We start from the raw sequence: 22,771 nt of genomic DNA, 5'->3' as shown, positions 1-22,771 counted from the left end.
TTGTGAAAAAGGGATTAAGATGTTTTGGATTGGTAGGCGCGCTGGTATTAGCCTCTCCTGCAATCGATGCAGTAGCCGGTATCAACCGCCCCCCAATCAGGGAAAGTCGTAAGGATCAGGGTAAGATTATCGGAAAAGTAGTAGAAGGAACCAGTACCAATACACCAGCAAGCTTTGCTACCATAGCTCTGCTTCGCACCGACTCCACCCTCGTAACGGGTACCACCGCCGATGAAAGCGGAGTATTTATCATCCCTAACATAGCTCCCGGCCATTACCTGATCCGGATTACCCTGATGGGCTATGATACACAATTTGTCCCTAATGTAAATGTAGCTACCGAAGCCAGTACCACCGACTTGGGAGTGATCAGACTGGCATCGGCCGTACAAAGCCTGCAAGAAGTAGTAGTACGGGGCGAAAAGACTATGATCGTCAATGATATTGACAAGAAGATTATAAACGTAGGCAAAGACCTTCTGGCTACCAGCAACAACGCCAGCGAGATACTGGAGAAAGTACCATCAGTATCACTGGATGAAAACGGCAACCCCATGCTGCGTGGCAAGGGCAACGTTATCGTACTGATAGATGGTAAGCCTTCAACCCTCTACGGCAATGACCTGCCCACGGTACTGCAGTCTTTCCCGGCTGAACTCATAGAGCGCATCGATGTCATGACCACTCCTTCGGCCAAGTACGAAGGCGAAGGTGCGTCGGGAGTGATAGACATTATTACCAAGAAAACACGCATCCGGGGTACCAACGGCAGCATGCGGGCCAGCCTCGGTAACGACTGGAACAACAACGCCTCGGGCTACATCAGCTACAAGAGCGGTAAATGGGGCCTGCGCGCCTCCGGCAATGCACAGCAACGGGTATGGATGTACCGCCGCTCGCTGGAACGGGAGAACTACCTGGGCGAGACAACTACCCTGCTGGAACAGACCGGCACCGGCAAAGACCGCAACCAGAACTTGTTTGGTAGACTGGGTGTCAACTACGACATCAACGAGAAGAACAGCGTCTCGGCCTCCATCAACTATTCTAAGGATTATAACTTCAATTACAGCTTTAACAACAACGAAACGCGCCTACTTAGCGGTGAGCTCATTCAGCAGTTTGACCGTACAGCCAACGGCAACTCAGATGGTAATAACCTTAGTGCCAATGTAGACTACCGCCGTGTGTTCAGCGATAATGACCACGTACTGACCTTTACGGCTAATTACTCCGAAGGAGTCTCTGACGGGTACTCTGAGTTTGACCAGCGCAGCGATGCCGAAGAATTGGCCCGCCGCCAGCAGAACCTGCGCGATAACAACCGCCAGTCCCTGTTTCTGAATACGGACTACACCTGGCCCGTTACGACCAGGGCTACCCTGGAGGTTGGTCTACGTACCCGTCTGAACAGCCGTCAGAGCAACAATGCTTTCTATACCTACGATGTGCTTTCGGACCTGTACACACTGGATGAAGCTATCAGTAACGAGTTTGGGTACTCCGATGCCATCCATACCGGCTACGCCACCTTTACCCAAAAGAGTGACGAGTGGGGCATACGCGGAGGACTGCGACTGACTGACGCTACGCAGTATATCAATCAGATCAGCCGCGGACAGGACTTCTCGGTTCACTTCATTACGCTGGTACCTTCGCTGGCCCTGACCCGTAAGCTGGATGAAGAGCGTCAGCTCAAACTCAACTACAGCCGCCGGGTACAGCGTCCGCAGGCCGATATGCTGAATCCTTTTACGGATATATCGGACCCGCGCAACATTCGCTCCGGTAACCCTAACCTGCGCCCTGAATTTACGCACAAGGCTGAGGTAGGCTACTCGGACTACGAGCAGAAGGGTGGTTGGGGACCATCGTTATTCGTGGATTACTCCAACAATGCCATTACCCGCATCCGTACCATTGACGATGAGGGCATATCATATACGCAGTTTGCCAACGTAGGTCGTGAGTTGGCCTACGGCTTTGAGACGGACGTATCACACCAATTGGGCGAGAAGCTAAAAGTGAACGCCAGCGGTCGATTATTCCGGAGTGAGGTAGTATCGGGAGCGGCTAATATCGACAACCGTACGTGGAGCTACTCGGGCAACCTTAACGCATTCCTGCAACTCCCCTACGACGTACGCGCCTCGGCTTACCTCAACTACGATGGTCCCCGCGCTATTGCCCAGGGTACCCGTCAGGGAGTGTTTGTTGCCAACATGGGTATTCGTAAAGACCTGCTGGACCGCAAGGCTACGCTGTCATTCAACATGCAGGATATCCTGCTATCGCGAATGTATAAGAGTGAGCTACGGACCGATACGTACGCGCAGAACTCACTATGGCAGCGCACCAACCGCTACGTAGGGGTGACTTTCCAGTACAAATTTGGCAAGATATCGGCTAGTGGAGATAGTGACGACGCCTAAACCGTACCAGTAATTATACAAAAAGAAGCAGCCTTAGCGTCGGTATAGACCGGAGCTAAGGCTGCTTCTTTTTTACCCGTTTTATAAATAACTACTGGGTCATCGCGGCCAGCAGGTCCGCCTGGGTGATGATGTGGACACCATTGGATTCATCACGAACCAGCAGTGCCTTATTTTCTCTGTCAATCAGCGACGACAGGGTATCGACGGTACTATCCAGAGCTACAAACTTGAAAGGCTTATCCATCACCTCCTCTACGCTCTGCTGCCGTACCTCCGGGTTTTCGATGAGGCGGTGCAGGATCACCGAGTCGGTCAGGCTACCTACTACGTCGCCGCTGCCATCCAGCACGGGTATCTGCGATATACCTTCGCGGTTGAGCAGGCTGATGGCCTCCCCTACTTTGGTACCGGTCGAGACCGTCAGCAGCTTAGCCTGACCTTTCTTTCGATGGACTATATCGCGCGCCGTGGCAAAGCTCCGCTCCAGGAATCCGTGGTCTTTCATCCAGGTATCGTTGTACACTTTATTAAGGTAGCGGGTACCGTGGTCGGGCAGGATAATGACCATGACGTCATCGTCAGTGAGGTGCTCACGGGCGTACTCCAGCGCTCCGTGTACCGCCGAGCCACAGCTCCATCCCACAAATAGTCCCTCCTCACGGGCCAGGCGCCGCGTCATAATTGCCGAGTCCTTATCGGTCACTTTGATGACATGGTCTATAACATCAAAGTTTACGTTCTTGGGCAGGATGTCTTCACCGATCCCCTCCACCAGGTAGGGGAATATTTCTTTTTCATCGAAGACCCCCGTTTCCTTATATTTCTTGAATACTGAGCCGTAGGTGTCTATGCCGATGGTAAATACATCCTGCTTCTGCTCTTTGAGGAACTTGCTGATCCCGCTGATGGTACCACCGGTACCTACTCCAGTCACAAAATGCGTGATTTGTCCCTCCGTCTGCTGCCATATCTCCGGCCCCGTTGTTTCGTAATGAGCTATGGAGTTGGAAGGATTATCGTACTGGTTTGGGTAGAATGAGTTAGGAATATCCTGATTGAGCTTACGGGCTACGGAGTAGTAGCTGCGTGGATCGTCGGGTTCGACGTTGGTAGGGCATACCACCACTTCGGCTCCTACCGCGCGCAGGATATTGATCTTTTCCTGCGACTGCTTATCGGCCATGGTAAAGATACATTTATAGCCTTTGGCAATGGCTGCCAGTGCCAGTCCCATCCCAGTATTACCACTGGTACCCTCAATGATGGTACCACCAGGCTTAAGTACCCCGTCCCTTTCGGCGTCTTCAATCATTTTGACGGCCATCCGGTCTTTGACCGAATTGCCCGGATTGAAGTACTCTACTTTGGCCAGTATAGTACCTTTGATTCCTTTGGTCACTTTGTGCAGCCTCACCAAAGGGGTATTACCAATGGTATCTATAATTGAATTGTAGTAATGCATAGAGCTGTTGAGTTATGGTTGTACTCTTCATACTTTTCTAACTTTTGTAGAGTACTTCTTGTTAGAGGCAGCCTGTGCTTTTCTTCCTGCCTGGCCTAGCCCCCTGCCCCTCATTCATTTCTACTCAGTCTCAATGAGCTACGAAAAGGCTTCTGGAAATTGGCTGGAACAATTTTTGCCACTACTAGTAGTATATAGTAGAGATATTACCTCACAATGAACGATAGCTACTCTTGTACACGTTTTATAGACAAATCATAGGTACTTTTTCTGTGATCTGTTGATGGGTATAATAACTTTAGCTAAAACAAAAACCATGAAAAATTTATTAGGAATAGTAACTGCCTTTGTACTGGCGACCACTTTATCATTTGGTCAGGCCACCAAAGTTTCTGTTGATTCAGTATTTAACAAGTATTATGAGGCCACCGGAGGCGAGGACCTTTGGGAGGGCCTGAAGTCCTATTCGATGAAGCGTTCCTATCGCTCCAACTCCTCCGCTGACTACGACGCTGAAGTATATGTATCTCTGCCGGATAAGGCTATGCATAAAGCCAAAATCATCCTGAAACGTAACTTTGTCTATGCTGTTAAAGGAAACGAAGGATGGCTGAAAATACCACTTGGCAGCTATGACAAGGTAGCTAACTACCAGGTAAAGGACCTGAGCCAGGGAGAACAGAGTACCATGCGTCTGGAGATGTACGACCTGTTGGTACCCTTCATCGAATACAAGAACAGGGGGTTTGTCGCTAATTATGTAGGTCAGGAAACACTCAATGGAAAGCAGGTAAATCAGGTGGAGCTACAGAGCAAAGGCGCCCGGTACAACCTCTACTTTGATGATGCTACCGGCTTGCTGGTAAGGCAGAAAAGGATAATCCCCGGTGAGGAAGTAGTCATAGATTATTCCAATTATCAGAAGTCTGACTACGGGATTGTATACCCGGCCACGGCGATAGAAACCAATACTAAAGACAAAAGAGCAGTAACGGTAACTACTTCTCTCAATGTCAACAAACCCATTGATCAGGAATATTTTAAACGATAAAAGCACCACCTATTGACCCATTCCCCCCGTACTCCCATCTATCCGGATGAGTACGGGGTTAGTATAGTGTATGAGAAAAGCTGTAAATGTACTGGCTATAATTTTTATAGTTCTCATTGTGCTGGTGGGAGCGCTGTTCTGGGGTCTGCAAACCCCGGCCGGACAGAACTTTCTTACCAGGCAAGCTAACTCATACCTACGCAAGAAGCTACAGACCCGGGTTGATATTGATAAAATACGGTTTGACATTCCTGACTGGATTACACTGGAAGGAGTATACATTGAAGACAAGCAAGGTGATACCCTCATTGCCGGAGACAGGCTTTATGTAAATCTGGACATGATAGGCCTCATTAAGGGTCGTGTAGGTATCAACGAGGTGGAACTGGAAGGCATCCGGGCTAAGATCAACCGAACTTTGCCCGATACTACCTTTAACTTTCAGTTTGTGGTGGATGCCTTTGTGACCGATGCCCCTCCTACTCCGGCGGATACGGCTGCAACTCCACTCGAAATGCGGCTTGATGAGCTTAATCTCCGACGTGTGTATCTAACCTATCGGGATGCTGTCATCGGTACAGATGCTGAGGCCGAAATTAACACGGCTCAGGTTTTGTTTGAGGCGTTTAATCCGACCAAGTCGCAGTACCACCCTACACAAATAACCATGAATGGAGCCCGGGCTAACTTACGTATGTACGAAGCCCTGGCCACGCCTACCGCTGAGCCTGCTCCTGCTACTCCTGCAGACCCCGCCGATTCCCTCGACATCAAACTGGGGGATATCAGCATCCGTAACCTGAAATGGGACTTTACCGATGAAACATCTGGCCTTAAAAACGGCGTGAGCCTGGGACGGCTGGAAGGACACGTCAACAATATCTACATGGGCAGCCAGCAGGCTGATCTTAGAAATATACTCCTTGAGAACACCACCGCCTTTGTAGAATACGCCGCACAGCCTGCTCGTAAATCTTCTCCGGAGCCAGCTCCGGCTACTCCTGCCGACACCAGTGCATCCGCCGACTGGAACGTACGGGTAGGTCAGATCAAGCTAGTCAACAACGCGCTGATGTACGATGATTTTAACGAGCCACGCCAGCCCAAAGGTCTTGACTACGCGCACCTGGAAGTCCGCAACCTGAATACCAACCTTACCGACTTTGTCTTTGCTCCTGATAACATTTCGGGACGTCTGGAGCAGATGTCTTTCCAGGAGCAAAGCGGGTTTACCCTGCAGGAGCTACGTACCTCGTTTGGCTATACGGCCAAGGAAACCTACCTGCGTGATCTGTACCTGAAGACTCCCAAGTCCATACTCCGCGATGAGCTGGTACTACGGTATAAGAGCCAGGAACAGCTCACCGAAAACCTGGGTAATGTGCAGGTACGCCTCCAGATCCAGAACAGCCGCCTGGCGTACAGCGATATTATAGCCCTGGTACCTGATATGGCCGGGGTACCTCCCTTTAGTAAAAATCCCAATGCCTATATTGCCGGTACCGGACTTATCACTGGTACCGTTGATAACCTGCTGATTTCGGAGGCTGACTTCCGCACCCTGGAAGGTACTCGTCTAGCCCTGCAGGGCCGCATAAGAGGCCTACCCGATCCCGACCGGCTGGCGCTGGATGTAAACATCCGGCAGTTGTCATCTACCCGGTCAGACCTCCTGCAGATGATTCCTGATGGCTCAGTACCTACCTCCATTGAGCTACCTGAGCAGGTGGGCCTGACGGGGCAGGTACGGGGTACACTTGAAAACCTTACCATGGACGCCACCCTTACCTCTTCGCTGGGTAATGGCTCCTTTGACGGAAATATCAAAAATGCTACTAATCCCGAGCAGGCTCGCTACAATGGCCAACTCAGCTTCAACGAGTTTGACATGGGTAAGCTGCTCAAGCAGCCTCCTCAGGAACTCGGTAAGCTTACGCTCAATACTCAGTTACAGGGCCAGGGATTTGATCCGGCTACGATGCAGGCCCGCGTAGATGGTACCGTACAGAGTGCCAGTATCAAAGGGTACGAGTACAATAATCTGACTCTGACGGGTAGCATCAACCAGGGAAAGGCAGACTTTGAAGCCAGTATTCAGGATCAGAACATCGCGCTGGATATTACGGCCAATGCCGATATTTCGGAGGAGTACCCTACCGTACAGGCCAATGCCGTGGTCGAACGCTTGAATCTGCAGCCGCTGAATCTGTACTCTGAAAATATAAGTCTGGCCGGTCGGATCAACGTGGATCTTACTTCCACCAACCCAGAAAATCCGCTCGGAGTGATCAGTGCCAATCAGCTTGTCATTAACAATGATGGAACACCTATCAGTATTGATAGCCTGAACTTGCTACTCCAAAACAATCCAGGCGAAGGCGGACGGGAAGCTATTCTGTATTCCCCCTTCATGAAGGCCCGGATGAGTGGGGAGTTTAGCTACCCGCAGTTGGGTGATATCGTCATGACCGAAGTCAATAAGTACTTCAATGTAGCGGATACGGCTTATACTCCTGTTACAACTCCTTACAATATTCAGATCCGGGCCAGCGTAGCCAATCACCCGGCCATACAAACATTCGTCCCCGAACTAACCACACTGGAAACCGCACAGCTCGCGGGCCGTATCAGCAACCAGACTGATACAACGCTTCGAATGAGCCTGGTTGTCCCGCTGGTGGAGTACGATACCATCCGGGTGGAAAACGTTTCGATGGATGTAGCCGGAGTAGATGGGGAAGCAGCTTTCTCGGGTCAGGTGGGACAGCTACTCTATGATGGGTTCCGAGTGCGCCGGGCATTTATAGACGGTACGGTGACTAATAACAACCTGCTCTTTGACTTTGCCGTAAAAGACTCCACTGATGACAACCGGCATGCGATATCAGGTCGGCTTGCGTATACTAATGAACAGTATCGTTTTCATCTGCGCGAAGGATTGCTGCTGGACTACCAGCCCTGGAATACAGACTCTACCGGCTATGTGCAATACGGTCCCGATGGCCTGCTGGTTCAGGACTTCTCCATCCGCAGATCAGATCAGCAACTGGTCATTAATTCCACCACCGACCAACCTAATGGTCCCCTCCGCATTATAGCTGATAGCCTGGCGATTGGTCAGTTTGTAGCTCTTGCCACCCAAGATACTACCCTGGCTTCGGGTACCCTTAACAGTAATATCCTGCTCAGCAACTACATGGAAACTCCCGCTTTTACGGGAGACTTCCTCGTCAATAATCTTTCTTTCATGCAGATCCCTATTGGTGATCTGGATGTACATGCCACCAACGAAACAGCTAACCGCATTACGGTAGATGCCAGTCTGCAAAGCCAGCAGAACGACGTAAAACTAACAGGCTTCTATCAGCTGGAGTCTAACACCCCACTGAACTTTGACCTGAACATACAGCGGTTAGGTGCCAAGACCATCGAGGCTTTCAGCTTTGAGCAGATACGACGGAGCAGTGGAGCTTTGGTAGGTCAGGTATCCATACGAGGTAGTACCGAAAGTCCGCTTCTGAATGGTGAAATTGGGTTCGATAGTCTGGCTTTTGAGCTGGCCCAGTTGGGAACCCGCTACCGCATCAATCAGGAGCAGATCCAGCTTCGTGGCCAGCAGATTATATTCAACAACTTTGTAGTTAATGATTCGCTTAACCACAACCTGGAGGTCAACGGAAACGTCAATATCAAAAACATTCCCAATGTAGCCTATAACCTGACCATCGACGCCACCAACTTCATAGTACTGAATGCCCGGAGAACTGACAATGAAATGGTGTATGGTAATGGTGCCATTGACGCTCATATTAATGTAAAGGGCGTTGGTACTGAATCGATCATTGACGGTACGGTCAGGCTCCAGCCGGGCAGCAACATTTCTCTTATTTTGCCCGACGATGCCGCGGGAGCGCAGTCTACCGAAGGCGTTGTCCGGTTCGTAGATAAAAGCAATCCGGATCAGCCCGAGGCTGACTCAACAGAAACCAATACCGGGGTACAGGTAGACTTTGCATCAGAATTGTCATTGAACATAGAGGCCACCGACGAATCACAACTAACTATTATTATAGATGAGTTGAACGGTGATAACCTCCAGGTACGGGGTAACGCGCAGCTCAATACGGGTATTGCCCCTAATGGTCAGCTGTACCTGCTGGGACTTTATGAACTTACTCAGGGCTCTTATGACCTGACCTTCCAGGTACTAAAAAGACAGTTTACAATCCAGAAGGGCAGCCAGCTACTATGGACCGGCGACCCCATGAAGGCAGAGGTTGATATTACGGCGGTGTATACAGTCAATGCTGATCTGAGTCCTCTCGGCCCCACCGACATAAAAGGAAAGGTACCACTGGATGTACTCCTAAAAATGCAGGGTAGCCTGACCAACCCCATCATCAGCTTTGGTATTGACGTATCGTCGCAGGTTAATGAAGATGATGCCGAAAAGATCAGAAATGAGAACCTGCTGGCTCAGCTGGAAAACAACCCCGCCGAAATGAACAAGCAAGTATTTGCGCTGCTGGTACTGAACCGGTTCATGGGCGAGCAGACCGCCAGCAGTTCATCAGGCTTCAATGCCGAGGCGATTGCCCGCCAGAGTGTAAGTCAGCTACTCAGCGAACAGCTCAATATGCTAGCTACTAACTTTGTTCAGGGGGTAAACCTTAATTTTGACCTGAACTCCACCGCCGAAGGCGCCGGTGCCCGTACTGATCTTAATGTAGGTCTTAGCCGGGCTTTCCTCGACGACCGACTTACAGTGTCGGTTGGCCGTAACTTCGAACTGGAAAATACAACGACCGGCCCCGCCTCCAACGAGGTGTTTGACAACGTGGCTGTCAATTATGCCCTTACCAAAGATGGTCGTTATCTGGTACGAGCCTACCGGAAGAATCAGTACCAGGCGGTTCTGGAAGGATTCATTATCGAAACTGGTATCAGCTTTATCGTGAATCTGGACTACAACCAGTTCCTTGAGTTGTTTCAAAAGAATAAAAAATGAGACTTATTACACACTATATACTCATCGTTCTGACAGGTTTGCTTTTGGGGGGCTGCTCTATAAGTCGTTATGTACCAGCCAACGAAAGCCTGTACGTAGGAGGAAGTGTGAAAGTAGTACCTGATTCGGCCGCCCGTACTCAGGTGTCAGGGCTGGAAGACCAGTTAGAAGGTTTGCTACGCCCCTATCCCAACAAAACCCTGTTTGGATTTCCTTATAAGGTGTGGCTTTACTATGTTATCGGTGAGCCTAAGCGTGAAAAAGGATTTCGAAGCTGGTTTCGCAAAAAGCTGGGAGAACCCCCTGTCTATGCCAGTCAGCGGGTAGTAGTTACCAATGCCCAAATCATGGAGGCCTACCTGGCTAATAGCGGCTACTTCAGGTCTACTGCCGAGGGGAAGTTGGTCGAGAAAAAAAATAGAACGGTTGAAGCCCAATATACAGCGTATGTCAAACCACGCTATTTCGTTAATGACATCAACTTTGTAGTTCATGACAGTAGTGAGTTCAGCAAAAACCTGCTGGCTACCAAAGAGAAAACGTTTCTTCGGGTGAATGATCCCTATCGGTTTGATGTCATCGAAACCGAACGCCAACGCATCGACCGGGCTCTGAAGACCAAGGGCTACTACTACTTCAGCCCGGACTACCTCATTATTGAAGTTGATTCAACAATTGGTGATCATAAGGTAAATCTGTTCCTGCAACCCAAACTTACTACCCCACAAACCGCCCTTAAGCAGTATTATATTAATGATATCTATGTCTATACCGACTATGATGCCCTGACGCCGGATACACTGCCCACCCAGGCACGCCAGCGCCGCGGCTTGTACATAGTAGACCAGCAGAATAGTTTTAAATCCCGCATATTCGATGATGCCATCGGATTCCAGAGTGGCATGCGCTACAACAGCGAGATGCACGATATATCACTCTCCCGGCTCACCAACCTACGCAACTTTAAGTTCGTCAAGAACCGTTTTGAGCTGGTAACGGGTGCCGACTCAGCGCTGCTGAATGTGTATTACTACCTTACTCCTCTCCAGAAGAAATCATTACGGGGTGAGCTCAGCGGTGTTACCAAGTCCAATAACCTGGCCGGTACCCAGTTGAGCCTGACCTGGAGTAACCGCAATACCTTCCGCGGAGCCGAACAACTACGCATAAGCAGCAACCTCGGTCTTGACTTTCAGGTAGGGGGGGGAAGCCGCAACCTGGGCAATGACTTCGTTCGATTCAATAATCAGGCAGAGCTATCATTCCCTCGCTTTCTTATTCCTTTTTTCAAGTATGACCCCGTAGCTAACCAGGCTCTCCCCAAAACAGTACTTACTGCCGCCTACGAAACGCTCAGACAGAAGGGCCTATACACCCAGACTTCCGCCCGTACCCAGTGGGGGTACGTGTGGCAGCGTAACTCCGAAGTGGAGCACTCACTTACTCCCTTTGGCATTAACCTGATCCGCCCTACCAATATCACGGAAGCCTTTGTTGATTCCATATTTAATAGTAGGAACCCACAAGACATTCTGCGCTTTATCCGAATAACTGAGAACCGGCTCATCCTCGAGTCGCTGTATACTATTTCGTACCACCCTACTCCCAAGCCCTACACCAGGCACCGGTTCCTGCTCAATGGGGGCATCAATCTGGCGGGTAACCTGGCGGGTCTGCTGGTCCGCAACGGCGATCAGGAGTCGGGTGTAAGAGGAAAGATTCTAGATATCCCCTACGAGCAGTTTGCGCGGTTTGACGGAGAGGTACGCTACTACCTGGACCTGACGCCTAAGATGCGCCTGGCCAACCGCTTCATTGGAGGCTTGGGTATACCGTATGGTAACTCGTTGGCTTTACCCCAGTTCAAGCAGTACTTTGCTGGTGGTAGTACGGGCATACGCGCCTTCCGGGCCCGTACCCTGGGCCCCGGTACCTACCATGCCGACTCCGTTACCCGAGCTATTTTTGGTAATAATTCCTTTGGAGACATCAGGCTGGAAGTAAACACGGAACTGCGCTTTGATATTACTTCCATCATTGAGGGAGCCGCCTTCGTGGATGCCGGTAACGTCTGGAACTACCGGTACGATATCAATAGCTTCTACCCACCAGAGACAGTATTCTCCAAAGATTTTTATAAGCAAGTAGCTATTGGAGGTGGACTGGGGCTGCGATTGGACTTCACCTACCTGGTACTCCGGCTCGACCTGGCTACGCCGTTCAGGAAGCCCTGGTATACTAACCCCAACCGGCAGGAACAGCGAAACCCGTGGGTGTTTGATGAGATCAATCTGCGGAGTAAAGCCTGGCGCCAGGAAAACCTGGTGCTGAACATAGGAATAGCCTACCCATTCTAAGCAGGGGTAAATAGCAGCTGTTTAGTCGGCCTTCTGCCGGATCTCCTGACACAACTCTACCAGTACTCCGTTGGTACCTTTGGGGTGCAGGAAGCAGACCAGTTTGTTATCAGCTCCGGGTTTGGGGGTTTCGTTGAGTAGTACAAAGCCTTCCTGCTTCAGGCGTTCCATCTCGGCTTGTATATCCTCTACCTCAAAGGCAATGTGGTGAATTCCCTCTCCCTTCTTGTCAATGAACTTAGCAATGGCACTGTCCTCCCGGGTAGCTTCCAACAACTCGATCTTGGTCTGGTTTACTTTGAAGAAAGAAGTACTTACCCCCTCTGACTCCACGGCCTCCTGCTTATAAGGAGCCGCGTTGAGGAGCTTCGTAAAAAGCTCGTTCGATGCGGCAAGACTTTTTACCGCGATACCAATATGTTCAACGTTGGTCAGCATAGCAGGCTATAAGCGTATAGTTAAAGTAGTAGGTAGATAAGGTACGTGTACTGACAGGAGTTTACTTCCGATTGTCCTGGTTGCCCAGCATACTCAGGTAGCTCTCAAACCGGCTTATGGCAATCTCCCCGTTCTCTACCGCATCCTTGACCGCGCAGCCCGGCTCATTCACATGCAGACAGTTATGAAAGCGACATTCATTAAGGCGCTCCCGCATCTCGGGTAAGTAGTGGCTGATTTCGCTTGGCTGCATATCTGCCAGCCCCAGCTCCTTGATACCGGGGGAATCGATCAAATAGGTATCGGGGCCCAGTTCAAACATTTCGGCAAAAGTAGTAGTATGTACCCCTTTATTAGCAAAGGTAGAAACATTCTGGGTACGCAGATCCAGGTCGGGCGCTATGGCATTAACCAGTGACGACTTACCTACCCCCGAGTGTCCCGACAGCAGAGATATCTTTCCGTCCAGTAACTGCGCAAACTCATCTAGTCCTTCCCTATCTATAGCGGTTGTGGTAAGGCAGCGGTACCCCAGACTCTCGTAAAGATCCATCAGCTCCTGCTGAAATTCCTTAGCCTCGTCATTGAGCAGGTCCTGCTTGTTAAATATCAGTACCGCCGGTATCCGGAACGACTCAGCCGTAACCAGAAAACGGTCAATGAACCCAAGGGAAGTACGCGGAAAAACAAGCGTAGCGATCAGGACAGCCTGGTCTACGTTGGCAGCCAGTAGGTGAGAATGGGCTGTCTTGTGCACCGACTGACGGATGATGTAGTTATCCCGCGGCAGTATATCCAGTATGATACCCGTGTTCTCTACCTCATCTTCTATATCGTACTGCACACGGTCTCCTACGGCTATAGGGTTGGTTACCTTTAGATCCCTAATCTTAAATTTCCCCTTCAGCCGGCACTTCCATACGTGGCCATCTTCTTTGTCCCGTACATCGTACCACGAGCCCGTGGAGCGCATTACTAATCCTTCTTTCAAACCGATTTGATCTATTTTTTTACGCAAAAATTTCCATTAATACTCCAACGAAGATAGAGAAGTTCCTATCAAAATCATACCTCTCTATTCATGGCATCTTCCTTGCTTACTAGTTACCATTCACATTTCTTTAGAAGCGATTTCAATTGGTAACCACCACCTTAAATTAAATTTATTAATAAGCCTTTAATAATTTATAAATAAAATTAATTAATTTAGTGTCAGTTAAAGTAGATGTACATTTTAAATGTCTTATTTACATATATTGCTTGACAATAAGTAGTAGAACTGAAAAACTTTACTGCTTATAATTCCATGGTTTACCACCGCTAGCCACTAACCCCATGACTTCTATTTCAGAGGAGCCTAGTTCCGTTATTGATATTCGTAAAAATCGCCTCCGAAGCAACCTACTACTAGAGCTATTCCAGTCGGGAGATACATCCATCAACAAAATGGCCCGTCTCTTCCACGCCAGTATTCCCTCGGCGACTGCTATTGTCAACGAACTCATACGGGAAGGGTGGATGATCGAGACGGGTACAGGTCCTGCCCGGGCTGGCCGACCTCCGGTACTTTATGGCCTCAACCCACATAAGTACCTGACCCTGATCATGGATATAAACCGGCACGAAACGCAGCTGGTTATTTTTGACCTAAAAAACCAGCTTGTTGTAAAACGCCAGATTGATCTTAAGCTTGACGACACCTCTACGTTTTTAAATAGTCTTCTTACCGAAACTGATAACTTCCTGGAAGACCACGACATCCGTCAGGACAGACTCTGGGGAATAGGTATATCTATGCCAGGTCTGATTAACACTCAGTACGGAGTCAACCAGACTTACCTGAGTCTGACTAAGCCCGGTGAGCCCCTGGCCAATCGCATCCAGGAGCACTTCCAGCGACCTATCTGCCTCATCAACGACACCCGTGCTACCACCATAGGTGAGCACCGCTTTGGTCTGGCTAAAGAGAAGTCACACGTCCTGACCATCAACAGTGACTGGGGGATAGGCTTGGGGATACTGCTAAACGGAGAGGTATTTAACGGAGCTTCGGGCTACGCCGGTGAATTGGGACACATACAGGTCCGGCCGGATGGCATGCTCTGCCACTGCGGTAAGATAGGCTGCCTGGATACGGTGGTGTCAGCCATGGCCCTTATTCGTCAGGCGCAGGATGGGATTAAAGCCGGACGGGTAAGTATACTACCTCAAATGGTTCAGGGCGATATTGAAGCACTTCATACGCATCATGTCATTGAGGCCGCCCACGCCGGAGATGAGTTCTCGATTGACCTGCTCAGCAACGTAGGTACCGAACTCGGCAAGGGACTTGCCACCGCCGTACACCTATTCAATCCCGAAATAATCATTGTAAGTGGCGTGCTGGCCGATGCGGGACCTTTTATCTCTAATCCTATCGAACAGGCCATAAACAAGTACTGCTTGTCTGATTTTAAGAGCAGTCTCTCCATTCGTATATCACAGCTCGGTACCAAGGCCCGACTGCTGGGTACGCAGGCGCACCTGTTCGAGCACCTAATAGTGAAGGAGTTCGCTTAATATATCATCGTTCATAGAGCAGTAATCAACGCATATACTGCTCCACCTCACTCATTACTTGACTTGTCGCGCCAGTGCGTGCCAGTACGTACTGGCGGCAAGTTTCTCCTTTTTGCTGCCGCAGCGTGTAGTCCTGCAGGAGAGGTTGCATATACTGCCGGAGCTCTTCCGTATTCTGCACCGGTTGCGCACCGCCCATTCCGATCAGGTCTACCGCTTCCTGGAACTTCTGATACTTCCGATTTCCGAAAAATACGGGCATTCCAAATGTAGCGGCCTCTAATATATTGTGTAGTCCTGTGCCAAAGGCTCCCCCCACATATGCCAAGTGTCCGTACCGGTACAGCGACGACAGCATACCCACGTTATCTATGAATAAGCATTGGGTATGCTCGGGGGCTACTCCCCCATCGGATACATAGGCTGAGTAGCGTAGGGATGGCTGTGTCAGCTGCTGTCGCCACCGTTCTATCTCTTCATTATGAATCTCGTGGGGAGCTATAATGACTTTAAGAGGTACCTGTACTGAATTCAGGAATGGAATGAGTACCTGCATATCAGCATCCCAGGCTGACCCTACTACCAGGCAAGGTGAATCTTTTACAAAAGCAGCGATCTCGGGCAGTTCACGGGCAGCTTCGGCAATTTGCTTCACCCGATCAAAGCGGGTGTCACCCGCCAGGGTCACCTGCTGGAGGCCTATAGAACGTAAAAGCGCCTCTGATTCCCCATTTTGCACCAGAATGTGGTCGAAGTACCTCAATATATCCCGATAGAAATTCCCGTATGACTTAAAAAATAGCTGCTGAGGCCGAAATATGGCCGAAAAGGACAGAATATTCACCTCCTTCCGCCGAAGTTCGCGCAGATAGTTGTACCAAAACTCGTATTTAATAAAAAAGGCAAATTTCGGTTTAGTAATTTCTACAAAACGACGGGCATTCTGAGGTGTATCTACAGGTAAATAACAGATGTAGTCAGCAAGGGCATAATTTTTTCGCACTTCATACCCTGAAGGAGAGAAAAATGTGAGCAGGATAAAATACTGTGGATACTGCTCCCGGAAGGCTTCTATCACCGGCCTCCCCTGCTCAAACTCACCCAGTGAGGCAGCATGGAACCAGACTACCGGTTGTTGCCCGATCCGCACAGGCAGGTCATCAGCCAGCCGTTGTAGTAACCCCTTCCGGCCCTGTACCCACAGCCTGGCTTTGGGATGAAACCAGGCTACTATATGCATTAAAAACGAATAGGTCCGGATGGACAACTGATATAAGAAAGCACTCAATGAATTACACTATTAGATCTCGCTGCAAAGCTACGCAGATTTACTATTTCTAGTCTCTAAACCTAATATAAACAAATACAGCTATGGACAACAGAGCAAATGATCAGTCCAACGAGGATGGCATGGAGTCATACAACAAAATGGATACTATGTCAGAGGTACTTAATGAGCTCAAAGAGAGAGGCTACAAGTACGATTTTAACCTAACATCACATGCCATTGAGTTTTTTGAGGATGGTAAGCCGCTTACTCTTTCTCCTGAGGAGTTTAAGATCGTAGATGTTTACCGGTTTGAGGGTCCTACCAATCCATCTGATATGGCTATCCTTTACGCCATCGAATCAAAATCCGGATTGAAGGGTACATTGGTTGACGCCTATGGTGTATATGGCGACAGCCTGTCGCATGAGATGATCAAGAAGCTGGATACCCGCCATATCACTGCCCGTCATGATCACAGCAAATGAAACTTTATGGTAAGGTATTAGGGTTTGTATAGGAGTACAATCTACTCTCTGATCCGAGTACTACAACCAATTATATATAGTTATGAATAACTGGACACCACTTGACACCGAAGCCCAGCTGGAAGCTATAAAGCAGGAATCGCATGAGCGCCCGGTACTAATATTTAAACACAGCACCCGCTGCTCCATAAGTGCTACAGCCTGGGCCCGGCTGGAGCGTAACTGGAAAAAAGAAGAGATTAGCCGTGTAAAACCATACTATCTGGACCTGCTCAGCTTCCGTTCTTTGTCCAATAAGATTGCGCAGGAGTTCTCAGTCGATCACGAATCTCCCCAGATACTCCTCATCAACCGTGGAGAATGCGTATATAACGCTTCTCACTTTGATATCAGCTTTGACACGATCAAAGAGCAGGTGAGTGCCCTTGAAGCAGCCTAAGATAGTATATGCTATAAATAAGAAAAGGCCGGATCTGGATCCGGCCTTTTCTTATTTATCATGCTTTCTCGGCTACATTCCAGACAAACTCCACCGCCTGCTCGATATCCGGATGCAGACTAAGCGCCACCGGACAGGTATGAGCCGCACGTTCCAGCCGGGCCTGCTCCTCAGGCGATATCTCACGATCAGTCAACATTATCAGCTTTACCTCTACCCGCGCGATCCGACGGGGAGCATCGGCCGACATACCTTTGGTTATTTCCATTTCCGAGCCTTTAAGATCTATCCCATCACGACGGGCAGCAATACCCATAATGGTGATCATACAGCTACCCAGAGCTCCGGCTACCAGATCAGTCGGTGAGAAAGCCTCACCCTTACCCTGATTGTCAGTGGGCGCATCCGTGATGATTACCGTTCCTGACTGAAGGTGAGTCGCTTCAGTACGTAGTTCACCCAAGTATTCGGTCTTGATTGTAGGCATTTGGCAAGTTTTTTCGTTATAAGAACATAAATTTACAAAAAACAGTTAAAGAGGTACCTCACGAGTAGAAATTAGGATAAAAGTTCCTATTTTCACTTACCACAACATGTAGTACCGGTGCTTGATGTATGTCTACAAACCTTTACGTATGAATCGCTTCAAATATATTCTGGCAGGTGCTCTGACTCTGCTACTCATTACAGAATCATGGGCCCAGCGACGCACCGATCCCGAGGCCGAAGAAGAAGTTTACAACTCCGTTTCGTCGATAGGAATTACTACCAATACCAACTCCGGCATTCTGGGCGGATTTGTATATCGCCACTCCAAAGCACTACCCACGCTTCTGAAAGGAAAGCACCAGTTTAGGTACCTGGCTCTGGAGCTGGTCAACGTAAAGCATCCGAAGGAGATCGCCTCGCAGAACTTCATTACAGGCTCCCGCTTCACCTACGGTAAGAAAAACTATCTCTTTGTACTTCGTCCTGAGTATGGTCGGGAAATAATGTTCTTCAACAGGCACGCTGACGAAGGTATCTCTATCAGTGGTATTGTAGCGGCTGGTCCCTCTATTGGTCTTGAAAAGCCGTATATCATCCAGTTCCAGAGCCGACCCGGTGTGATTGTCTCCGAGCCTTATGATGAGATAAAACACGCGCAAACTGAGCTTATTGTGGGCTCAGGTAGCTTCTTCCAGGGCTTCGACAAGACCAGCATAGTCCCTGGCCTTCACCTTAAGACCGCCCTCAGCTTTGAATTGAGCGCTTTCCGTGATAACATGACCGGTCTGGAAATTGGATTTTTAACCGAAGCCTTTACCCGTAAAATTATCATTATGCCCTTTGCCCAGAACCGTAGCTTCTTTACCTCGGGCTATGTAACGCTCTATTTTGGCAACAAAAAATAGGAAGTATCACTACCTTTGTAACCCGTAGGGTTATTTATATTAAAACAATAAAAGAGGGTAGTATAGAACCCGTTGACTACCTCCTTACTAATAGTGACTGCTGATATGATTGAATTACCTGTAATACCCTCTGAACGCAAAAAGCGCCCCGACTGGCTGCGCGTAAAGCTGCCGTCCGGGCCTGACTATCTGCGTGTACGTCAACTTGTAGATAACTATAAGCTACATACCATATGCGAAAGCGGTAACTGCCCTAACATGGGTGAATGCTGGGGAGCCGGCACCGCTACCTTTATGATACTGGGTAATGTGTGTACCCGCAGCTGTAGCTTCTGTGCCGTGGCTACGGGTCGTCCTACTGAGTACGATGCGGACGAGCCTCGTCGCGTAGCGGAGGCCATCAAGCTGATGGGTGTGAAGCATGCCGTACTTACTTCTGTAAACCGGGATGAGCTAAAAGACCGTGGAGCCGAAATCTGGTACCAGACCGTGAAGATGGTCAAGGAGATGAGTCCTGAGACTACCATTGAAACCCTGATTCCGGATGTCAAGGGGAACTGGGTGGCTCTTACCCGTATGATCGAAGCCGGTCAGGAAGTAGTATCACACAACATGGAAACTGTCGAAAGACTATACCGTGGGGTACGCCCGCAGGCTAAGTACGCCCGCAGTCTCGAGCAGATCCGCCGTACCAAAGACTTTGGCCAGCGTACTAAGTCAGGTATTATGCTGGGTCTGGGTGAAACCAAAGAAGAAATATTTAAGGCGATGGATGACCTGGTAGAGCACGGGCTGGATATCCTGACGCTGGGCCAGTACCTGCAACCTACCAAGATGCACCACGAAGTGATCGAGTGGATCACGCCGGAGCTATTTGAGCTGTACCGTGAGGAAGGCCTGAAGCGGGGGCTTAAGTACGTGGAGTCAGGACCTCTGGTACGGTCAAGCTACCACGCCGAGCGTCACGTCAACGTACCGATATAAGTTTCGGTGCCTTTTGCCGAAAACATACATAGAATTATAGAGGTTGTATCAAAAGAAGAGCCTTGTCAATCCATGGCAAGGCTCTTCTTTTGATATTCATCACAAACTACTACTCCTCCCCGGGGACCGGAGGCTTCATGAAACGATACGACTACATAATAGCAGGAAGCGGACTGGCCGGACTCAGCTTGGCTTATCATATCAATCAATCAATCCTACGCAACAAATCAATCCTGATTATTGATAAAGAGGCCAAGTCTAAGAATGACCGAACCTGGTGTTTCTGGGAAAAAGGAAGCAACCACGCCTTCGACCCGATCGTATACCGGAGCTGGAACCAAGTCTACTTTTACGGAGCCCGTAACTTTGCCAAAGCACTCGATTTAGGCGATTACATCTATAAGTGGATCCGTGGCATCGACTTCTATGACTTCGTCCTGAACGACCTACGTACCAACCCTAACATTACATTTCTGACCGCTACTATTGAGCGGATCAGGGACACGGCCAACGGTGGGTTTGTCATTACTGATCAGGGACAGTTTATTGCCGACTACGTTTTTGACAGTGTCACACCACTCAAGCTCGACAATCCAGAGCGGCACAACATGCTCCAGCACTTCAAAGGTTGGGAGATTACTACCCCCCATGCAACGTTTAACCCTGACTGCCCCATCATGATGGACTATCGCGTGGAGCAGAATGGCGTAGGTGTACGCTTTGGGTATGTACTGCCCATTGACGCCCACCGGGCACTGGTCGAATATACCCTGTTTTCGGATAAGTTACTACCGCCGGCCGAGTATGATGCGGAGCTTCATACTTACATCCGTGACTACCTGAAGATCGAGGACTTTACCATTGAACACGAAGAGTTTGGCGTAATACCCATGACCGACGAACCGGCCGACGATAAGGACCAGAAGTACGTGATACGTATTGGTACTTCCGGCGGCTACGTCAAAGCCTCCACCGGCTATGCCTTCAACCGGACCCAGCGCTTTACCCAGCAACTGGTAGGGCAGCTGCTGACGGTAGGAGCACCAGTACGCCCCAAGAAGACCCTACGGCAATTCTTCAAGGGACTCCTGGATAGCACGCTACTTAATGTACTCCTGTACAACCGGTACCCGGGCAAGAAAGTATTTACGCGGTTGTACAAGCGTAACCCCACACCCCGGCTATTGGCTTTTCTGGATGAAGATACCCACCTGGTAGACGATCTGCGTATTATGTCTACCGTCCCACTGGGAGCTTTTACCCGCGGCATGATCCATGCCCTGGTCAAGCGAATCTAATTAGTAGAGATTCTCTTTGATTTACTGTATATCTTTTGGTTATATTCCCGAAATAATTCAATTTTGTACATTGCATCCAGAAGCTTCGGCGGAAGCGCCAACCGAGTCAGAGCGCCACGGTGGTAACGAACGATGCGGGCCTTGCCTGAATAACGGCCAGGTCAAACAACGTTCACCTCTCCCGCCTACTATCTGGTCACTGTAATTAGTAATATATTCAAACCAGTTCTTTATAAATCACTACATTAACGAATACTTATGCCTTATCTATTTACGTCGGAGTCCGTTTCGGAAGGACACCCGGACAAAGTAGCCGACCAGATTTCGGATGCCCTCATCGATAACTTTCTTGCCTGGGATACGAACAGTAAAGTAGCCTGCGAAACCCTCGTTACAACCGGACAAGTGGTACTGGCCGGTGAAGTAAAAACCAACACCTACCTGGATGTTCAGAAAATTACCCGCGACGTAATTCGTAAGATTGGCTATACCAAGAGCGAATACATGTTTGAGGCGAACTCCTGCGGAGTACTGTCGGCTATTCATGACCAGAGTGCAGACATTAACCAGGGGGTAGATCGTAAGGTGGAGAACGAAGACTTTGAAGCCAAAGCCAACGCTCAGGGAGCGGGTGATCAGGGTATGATGTTCGGATACGCTACCCGCGAAACCGAAAACTACATGCCGCTGGCGCTGGACCTTGCTCATAAGATCCTGAAGGAGCTCTCAAACATTCGTAATAACGAACCCGAGCTGATGCCTTACCTGCGCCCTGATGCCAAGTCACAGGTAACGATTGAGTACAGCGACAACCACGTACCTCAGCGCATTGATACGATCGTAGTATCGACTCAACACGATGATTTTGACGGCGAAGAGGCTATGCTGGCCAAGATCAAAGAGGATATCATAAATATTGTTATTCCACGGGTAAAAGATCAGTTGCCAGCTGAACTGCAGCAGCTATTCACCGACGGAATTACCTACTATATCAACCCTACCGGTAAGTTTGTGATCGGTGGACCCCATGGCGATACCGGTCTGACTGGCCGAAAGATCATTGTAGATACCTACGGTGGTAAAGGAGCCCACGGTGGTGGTGCCTTCTCCGGTAAAGATCCCTCAAAGGTAGACCGTTCCGCTGCCTACGCGACCCGTCACGTAGCTAAGAACATGGTAGCCGCCGGCCTTTGCGACGAAGTACTGGTACAGGTATCATACGCCATCGGGGTAGCTAAGCCTTGTGGTCTGTTCATCGACACTAAAGGTACCTCCAAAGTATCGCTGACTGACGGAGAAATAGCCCAGAAGATTGGTGAGATCTTTGATATGCGTCCTTACGCTATCGAGCAGCGTCTCAAACTCCGTAACCCTATCTATTCTGAAACTGCTGCCTATGGTCACATGGGACGTAAGAATGAAGTAGTAAAGAAGAAATTCAAGGGGGCTGACGGCTCCGAAAAAGAGGTAGAAGTAGAACTGTTTACCTGGGAGAAGCTCGACTTCGTGGATCAAATTAAAGAAACGTTTGAACTGTAGCTGTTAGCTATTTTCTTATAACTAGAAAGGCCGCTCAAAATTGAGCGGCCTT

At 49.4% G+C, this 22,771-nt stretch carries 16 protein-coding genes and 1 riboswitch; of the genes, 11 read left to right on the top strand and 5 right to left on the bottom strand.

Annotated features, from left to right (window positions below; all coding sequences use genetic code 11):
* The first annotated feature begins 2 nt into the window (after window positions 1-2).
* Window positions 3-2,432 (top strand): TonB-dependent receptor, encoded by a 2,430-nt coding sequence (locus JUB14_RS24405; RefSeq protein WP_310586193.1) that lies wholly within the window; start codon window positions 3-5, stop codon window positions 2,430-2,432.
* 91 nt (window positions 2,433-2,523) lie between these two features.
* Here the strand turns inward: JUB14_RS24405 and JUB14_RS24400 are convergent, their stop codons facing one another.
* On the bottom strand, window positions 2,524-3,897 hold the full coding sequence (locus tag JUB14_RS24400) for a cystathionine beta-synthase (protein WP_207509480.1): 1,374 nt from the start codon (window positions 3,895-3,897) through the stop codon (window positions 2,524-2,526).
* A 316-nt stretch (window positions 3,898-4,213) separates the two neighbouring features.
* Here JUB14_RS24400 and JUB14_RS24395 point away from each other — a divergent pair, with 316 nt between their 5' ends.
* From JUB14_RS24395 to tamL, 3 genes are all read left to right on the top strand, one after another.
* Window positions 4,214-4,948: a hypothetical protein gene (locus JUB14_RS24395; RefSeq protein ID WP_207509479.1), complete on the top strand. Its 735-nt coding sequence runs from the start codon at window positions 4,214-4,216 to the stop codon at window positions 4,946-4,948.
* A 70-nt stretch (window positions 4,949-5,018) separates the two neighbouring features.
* Window positions 5,019-9,956, top strand: a complete 4,938-nt coding sequence (locus tag JUB14_RS24390; protein ID WP_207509478.1) for a translocation/assembly module TamB domain-containing protein — start codon at window positions 5,019-5,021, stop codon at window positions 9,954-9,956.
* Complete coding sequence (gene tamL, locus JUB14_RS24385) at window positions 9,953-12,313, top strand: translocation and assembly module lipoprotein TamL (RefSeq protein ID WP_207509477.1); 2,361 nt, start codon at window positions 9,953-9,955, stop codon at window positions 12,311-12,313. Before JUB14_RS24390 ends, tamL begins: the two co-directional genes overlap by 4 nt.
* A 21-nt stretch (window positions 12,314-12,334) precedes the next feature.
* Here tamL and mce read toward each other — a convergent pair whose 3' ends face one another.
* Both mce and rsgA read right to left on the bottom strand, forming a co-directional pair.
* Entirely contained in the window at window positions 12,335-12,751 is a 417-nt protein-coding gene (gene mce, locus JUB14_RS24380) for a methylmalonyl-CoA epimerase (protein WP_207509476.1), read from the bottom strand.
* A 61-nt stretch (window positions 12,752-12,812) separates the two neighbouring features.
* On the bottom strand, window positions 12,813-13,724 hold the full coding sequence (rsgA, locus tag JUB14_RS24375; protein WP_374757832.1) for a ribosome small subunit-dependent GTPase A: 912 nt from the start codon (window positions 13,722-13,724) through the stop codon (window positions 12,813-12,815).
* Between the two features lie 362 nt (window positions 13,725-14,086).
* Between rsgA and JUB14_RS24370 the strand changes: the two genes are divergently transcribed.
* Entirely contained in the window at window positions 14,087-15,310 is a 1,224-nt protein-coding gene (locus JUB14_RS24370; protein WP_207509474.1) for an ROK family protein, read from the top strand.
* 25 nt (window positions 15,311-15,335) lie between these two features.
* On the opposite strand, the gene JUB14_RS24365 is transcribed toward JUB14_RS24370, so the two are convergent.
* Window positions 15,336-16,598, bottom strand: a complete 1,263-nt coding sequence (locus JUB14_RS24365) for a 3-deoxy-D-manno-octulosonic acid transferase (RefSeq protein WP_229368231.1) — start codon at window positions 16,596-16,598, stop codon at window positions 15,336-15,338.
* Window positions 16,599-16,681: 83 nt separating this feature from the next.
* On the opposite strand from JUB14_RS24365, the gene JUB14_RS24360 reads away from it, so the two are divergent.
* Window positions 16,682-17,065, top strand: a complete 384-nt coding sequence (locus tag JUB14_RS24360; protein ID WP_229368228.1) for a hypothetical protein — start codon at window positions 16,682-16,684, stop codon at window positions 17,063-17,065.
* Between the two features lie 82 nt (window positions 17,066-17,147).
* Complete coding sequence (gene ytxJ, locus JUB14_RS24355) at window positions 17,148-17,504, top strand: bacillithiol system redox-active protein YtxJ (protein ID WP_207509473.1); 357 nt, start codon at window positions 17,148-17,150, stop codon at window positions 17,502-17,504.
* A gap of 58 nt (window positions 17,505-17,562) precedes the next feature.
* Here the strand turns inward: ytxJ and JUB14_RS24350 are convergent, their stop codons facing one another.
* Complete coding sequence (locus tag JUB14_RS24350) at window positions 17,563-17,991, bottom strand: OsmC family protein (RefSeq protein ID WP_207509472.1); 429 nt, start codon at window positions 17,989-17,991, stop codon at window positions 17,563-17,565.
* A gap of 148 nt (window positions 17,992-18,139) precedes the next feature.
* On the opposite strand from JUB14_RS24350, the gene JUB14_RS24345 reads away from it, so the two are divergent.
* The 4 genes from JUB14_RS24345 (at window position 18,140) to metK (ending at window position 22,719) form a co-directional block, all read left to right on the top strand.
* Window positions 18,140-18,898, top strand: coding sequence for a hypothetical protein (locus JUB14_RS24345; RefSeq protein WP_207509471.1), 759 nt, complete (start codon window positions 18,140-18,142; stop codon window positions 18,896-18,898).
* Between the two features lie 105 nt (window positions 18,899-19,003).
* Complete coding sequence (lipA, locus tag JUB14_RS24340) at window positions 19,004-19,882, top strand: lipoyl synthase (protein WP_207509470.1); 879 nt, start codon at window positions 19,004-19,006, stop codon at window positions 19,880-19,882.
* A 137-nt stretch (window positions 19,883-20,019) separates the two neighbouring features.
* On the top strand, window positions 20,020-21,180 hold the full coding sequence (locus JUB14_RS24335; RefSeq protein WP_207509469.1) for a lycopene cyclase family protein: 1,161 nt from the start codon (window positions 20,020-20,022) through the stop codon (window positions 21,178-21,180).
* Between the two features lie 67 nt (window positions 21,181-21,247).
* Window positions 21,248-21,359: riboswitch (SAM-I-IV-variant riboswitch) on the top strand.
* A 79-nt stretch (window positions 21,360-21,438) separates the two neighbouring features.
* A complete protein-coding gene (metK, locus tag JUB14_RS24330; RefSeq protein ID WP_207509468.1) occupies window positions 21,439-22,719 on the top strand; it encodes a methionine adenosyltransferase in 1,281 nt (426 codons plus the stop codon).
* Window positions 22,720-22,771: the final 52 nt, after the last annotated feature.

The organism is Telluribacter humicola (genome assembly GCF_017355935.1).
In the GTDB taxonomy this organism is placed as follows: Bacteria; Bacteroidota; Bacteroidia; order Cytophagales; family Spirosomataceae; genus Telluribacter; species Telluribacter humicola.
This window is presented reverse-complemented; position numbering and strand designations above follow the sequence as displayed.

What these genes read in the sequence shown, in the direction of transcription:
- JUB14_RS24400 (WP_207509480.1), bottom strand. Translation starts at nt 3,897, where the DNA reads ATGCATTACTACAATTCAATTATAGATACCATTGGTAATACCCCTTTG.
- JUB14_RS24395 (WP_207509479.1), top strand. Translation starts at nt 4,214, where the DNA reads ATGAAAAATTTATTAGGAATAGTAACTGCCTTTGTACTGGCGACCACT.
- JUB14_RS24390 (WP_207509478.1), top strand. Translation starts at nt 5,019, where the DNA reads ATGAGAAAAGCTGTAAATGTACTGGCTATAATTTTTATAGTTCTCATT.
- tamL (WP_207509477.1), top strand. Translation starts at nt 9,953, where the DNA reads ATGAGACTTATTACACACTATATACTCATCGTTCTGACAGGTTTGCTT.
- mce (WP_207509476.1), bottom strand. Translation starts at nt 12,751, where the DNA reads ATGCTGACCAACGTTGAACATATTGGTATCGCGGTAAAAAGTCTTGCC.
- rsgA (WP_374757832.1), bottom strand. Translation starts at nt 13,724, where the DNA reads ATGCGCTCCACGGGCTCGTGGTACGATGTACGGGACAAAGAAGATGGC.
- JUB14_RS24370 (WP_207509474.1), top strand. Translation starts at nt 14,087, where the DNA reads ATGACTTCTATTTCAGAGGAGCCTAGTTCCGTTATTGATATTCGTAAA.
- JUB14_RS24360 (WP_229368228.1), top strand. Translation starts at nt 16,682, where the DNA reads ATGGACAACAGAGCAAATGATCAGTCCAACGAGGATGGCATGGAGTCA.
- ytxJ (WP_207509473.1), top strand. Translation starts at nt 17,148, where the DNA reads ATGAATAACTGGACACCACTTGACACCGAAGCCCAGCTGGAAGCTATA.
- JUB14_RS24350 (WP_207509472.1), bottom strand. Translation starts at nt 17,991, where the DNA reads ATGCCTACAATCAAGACCGAATACTTGGGTGAACTACGTACTGAAGCG.
- JUB14_RS24345 (WP_207509471.1), top strand. Translation starts at nt 18,140, where the DNA reads ATGAATCGCTTCAAATATATTCTGGCAGGTGCTCTGACTCTGCTACTC.
- lipA (WP_207509470.1), top strand. Translation starts at nt 19,004, where the DNA reads ATGATTGAATTACCTGTAATACCCTCTGAACGCAAAAAGCGCCCCGAC.
- JUB14_RS24335 (WP_207509469.1), top strand. Translation starts at nt 20,020, where the DNA reads ATGAAACGATACGACTACATAATAGCAGGAAGCGGACTGGCCGGACTC.
- metK (WP_207509468.1), top strand. Translation starts at nt 21,439, where the DNA reads ATGCCTTATCTATTTACGTCGGAGTCCGTTTCGGAAGGACACCCGGAC.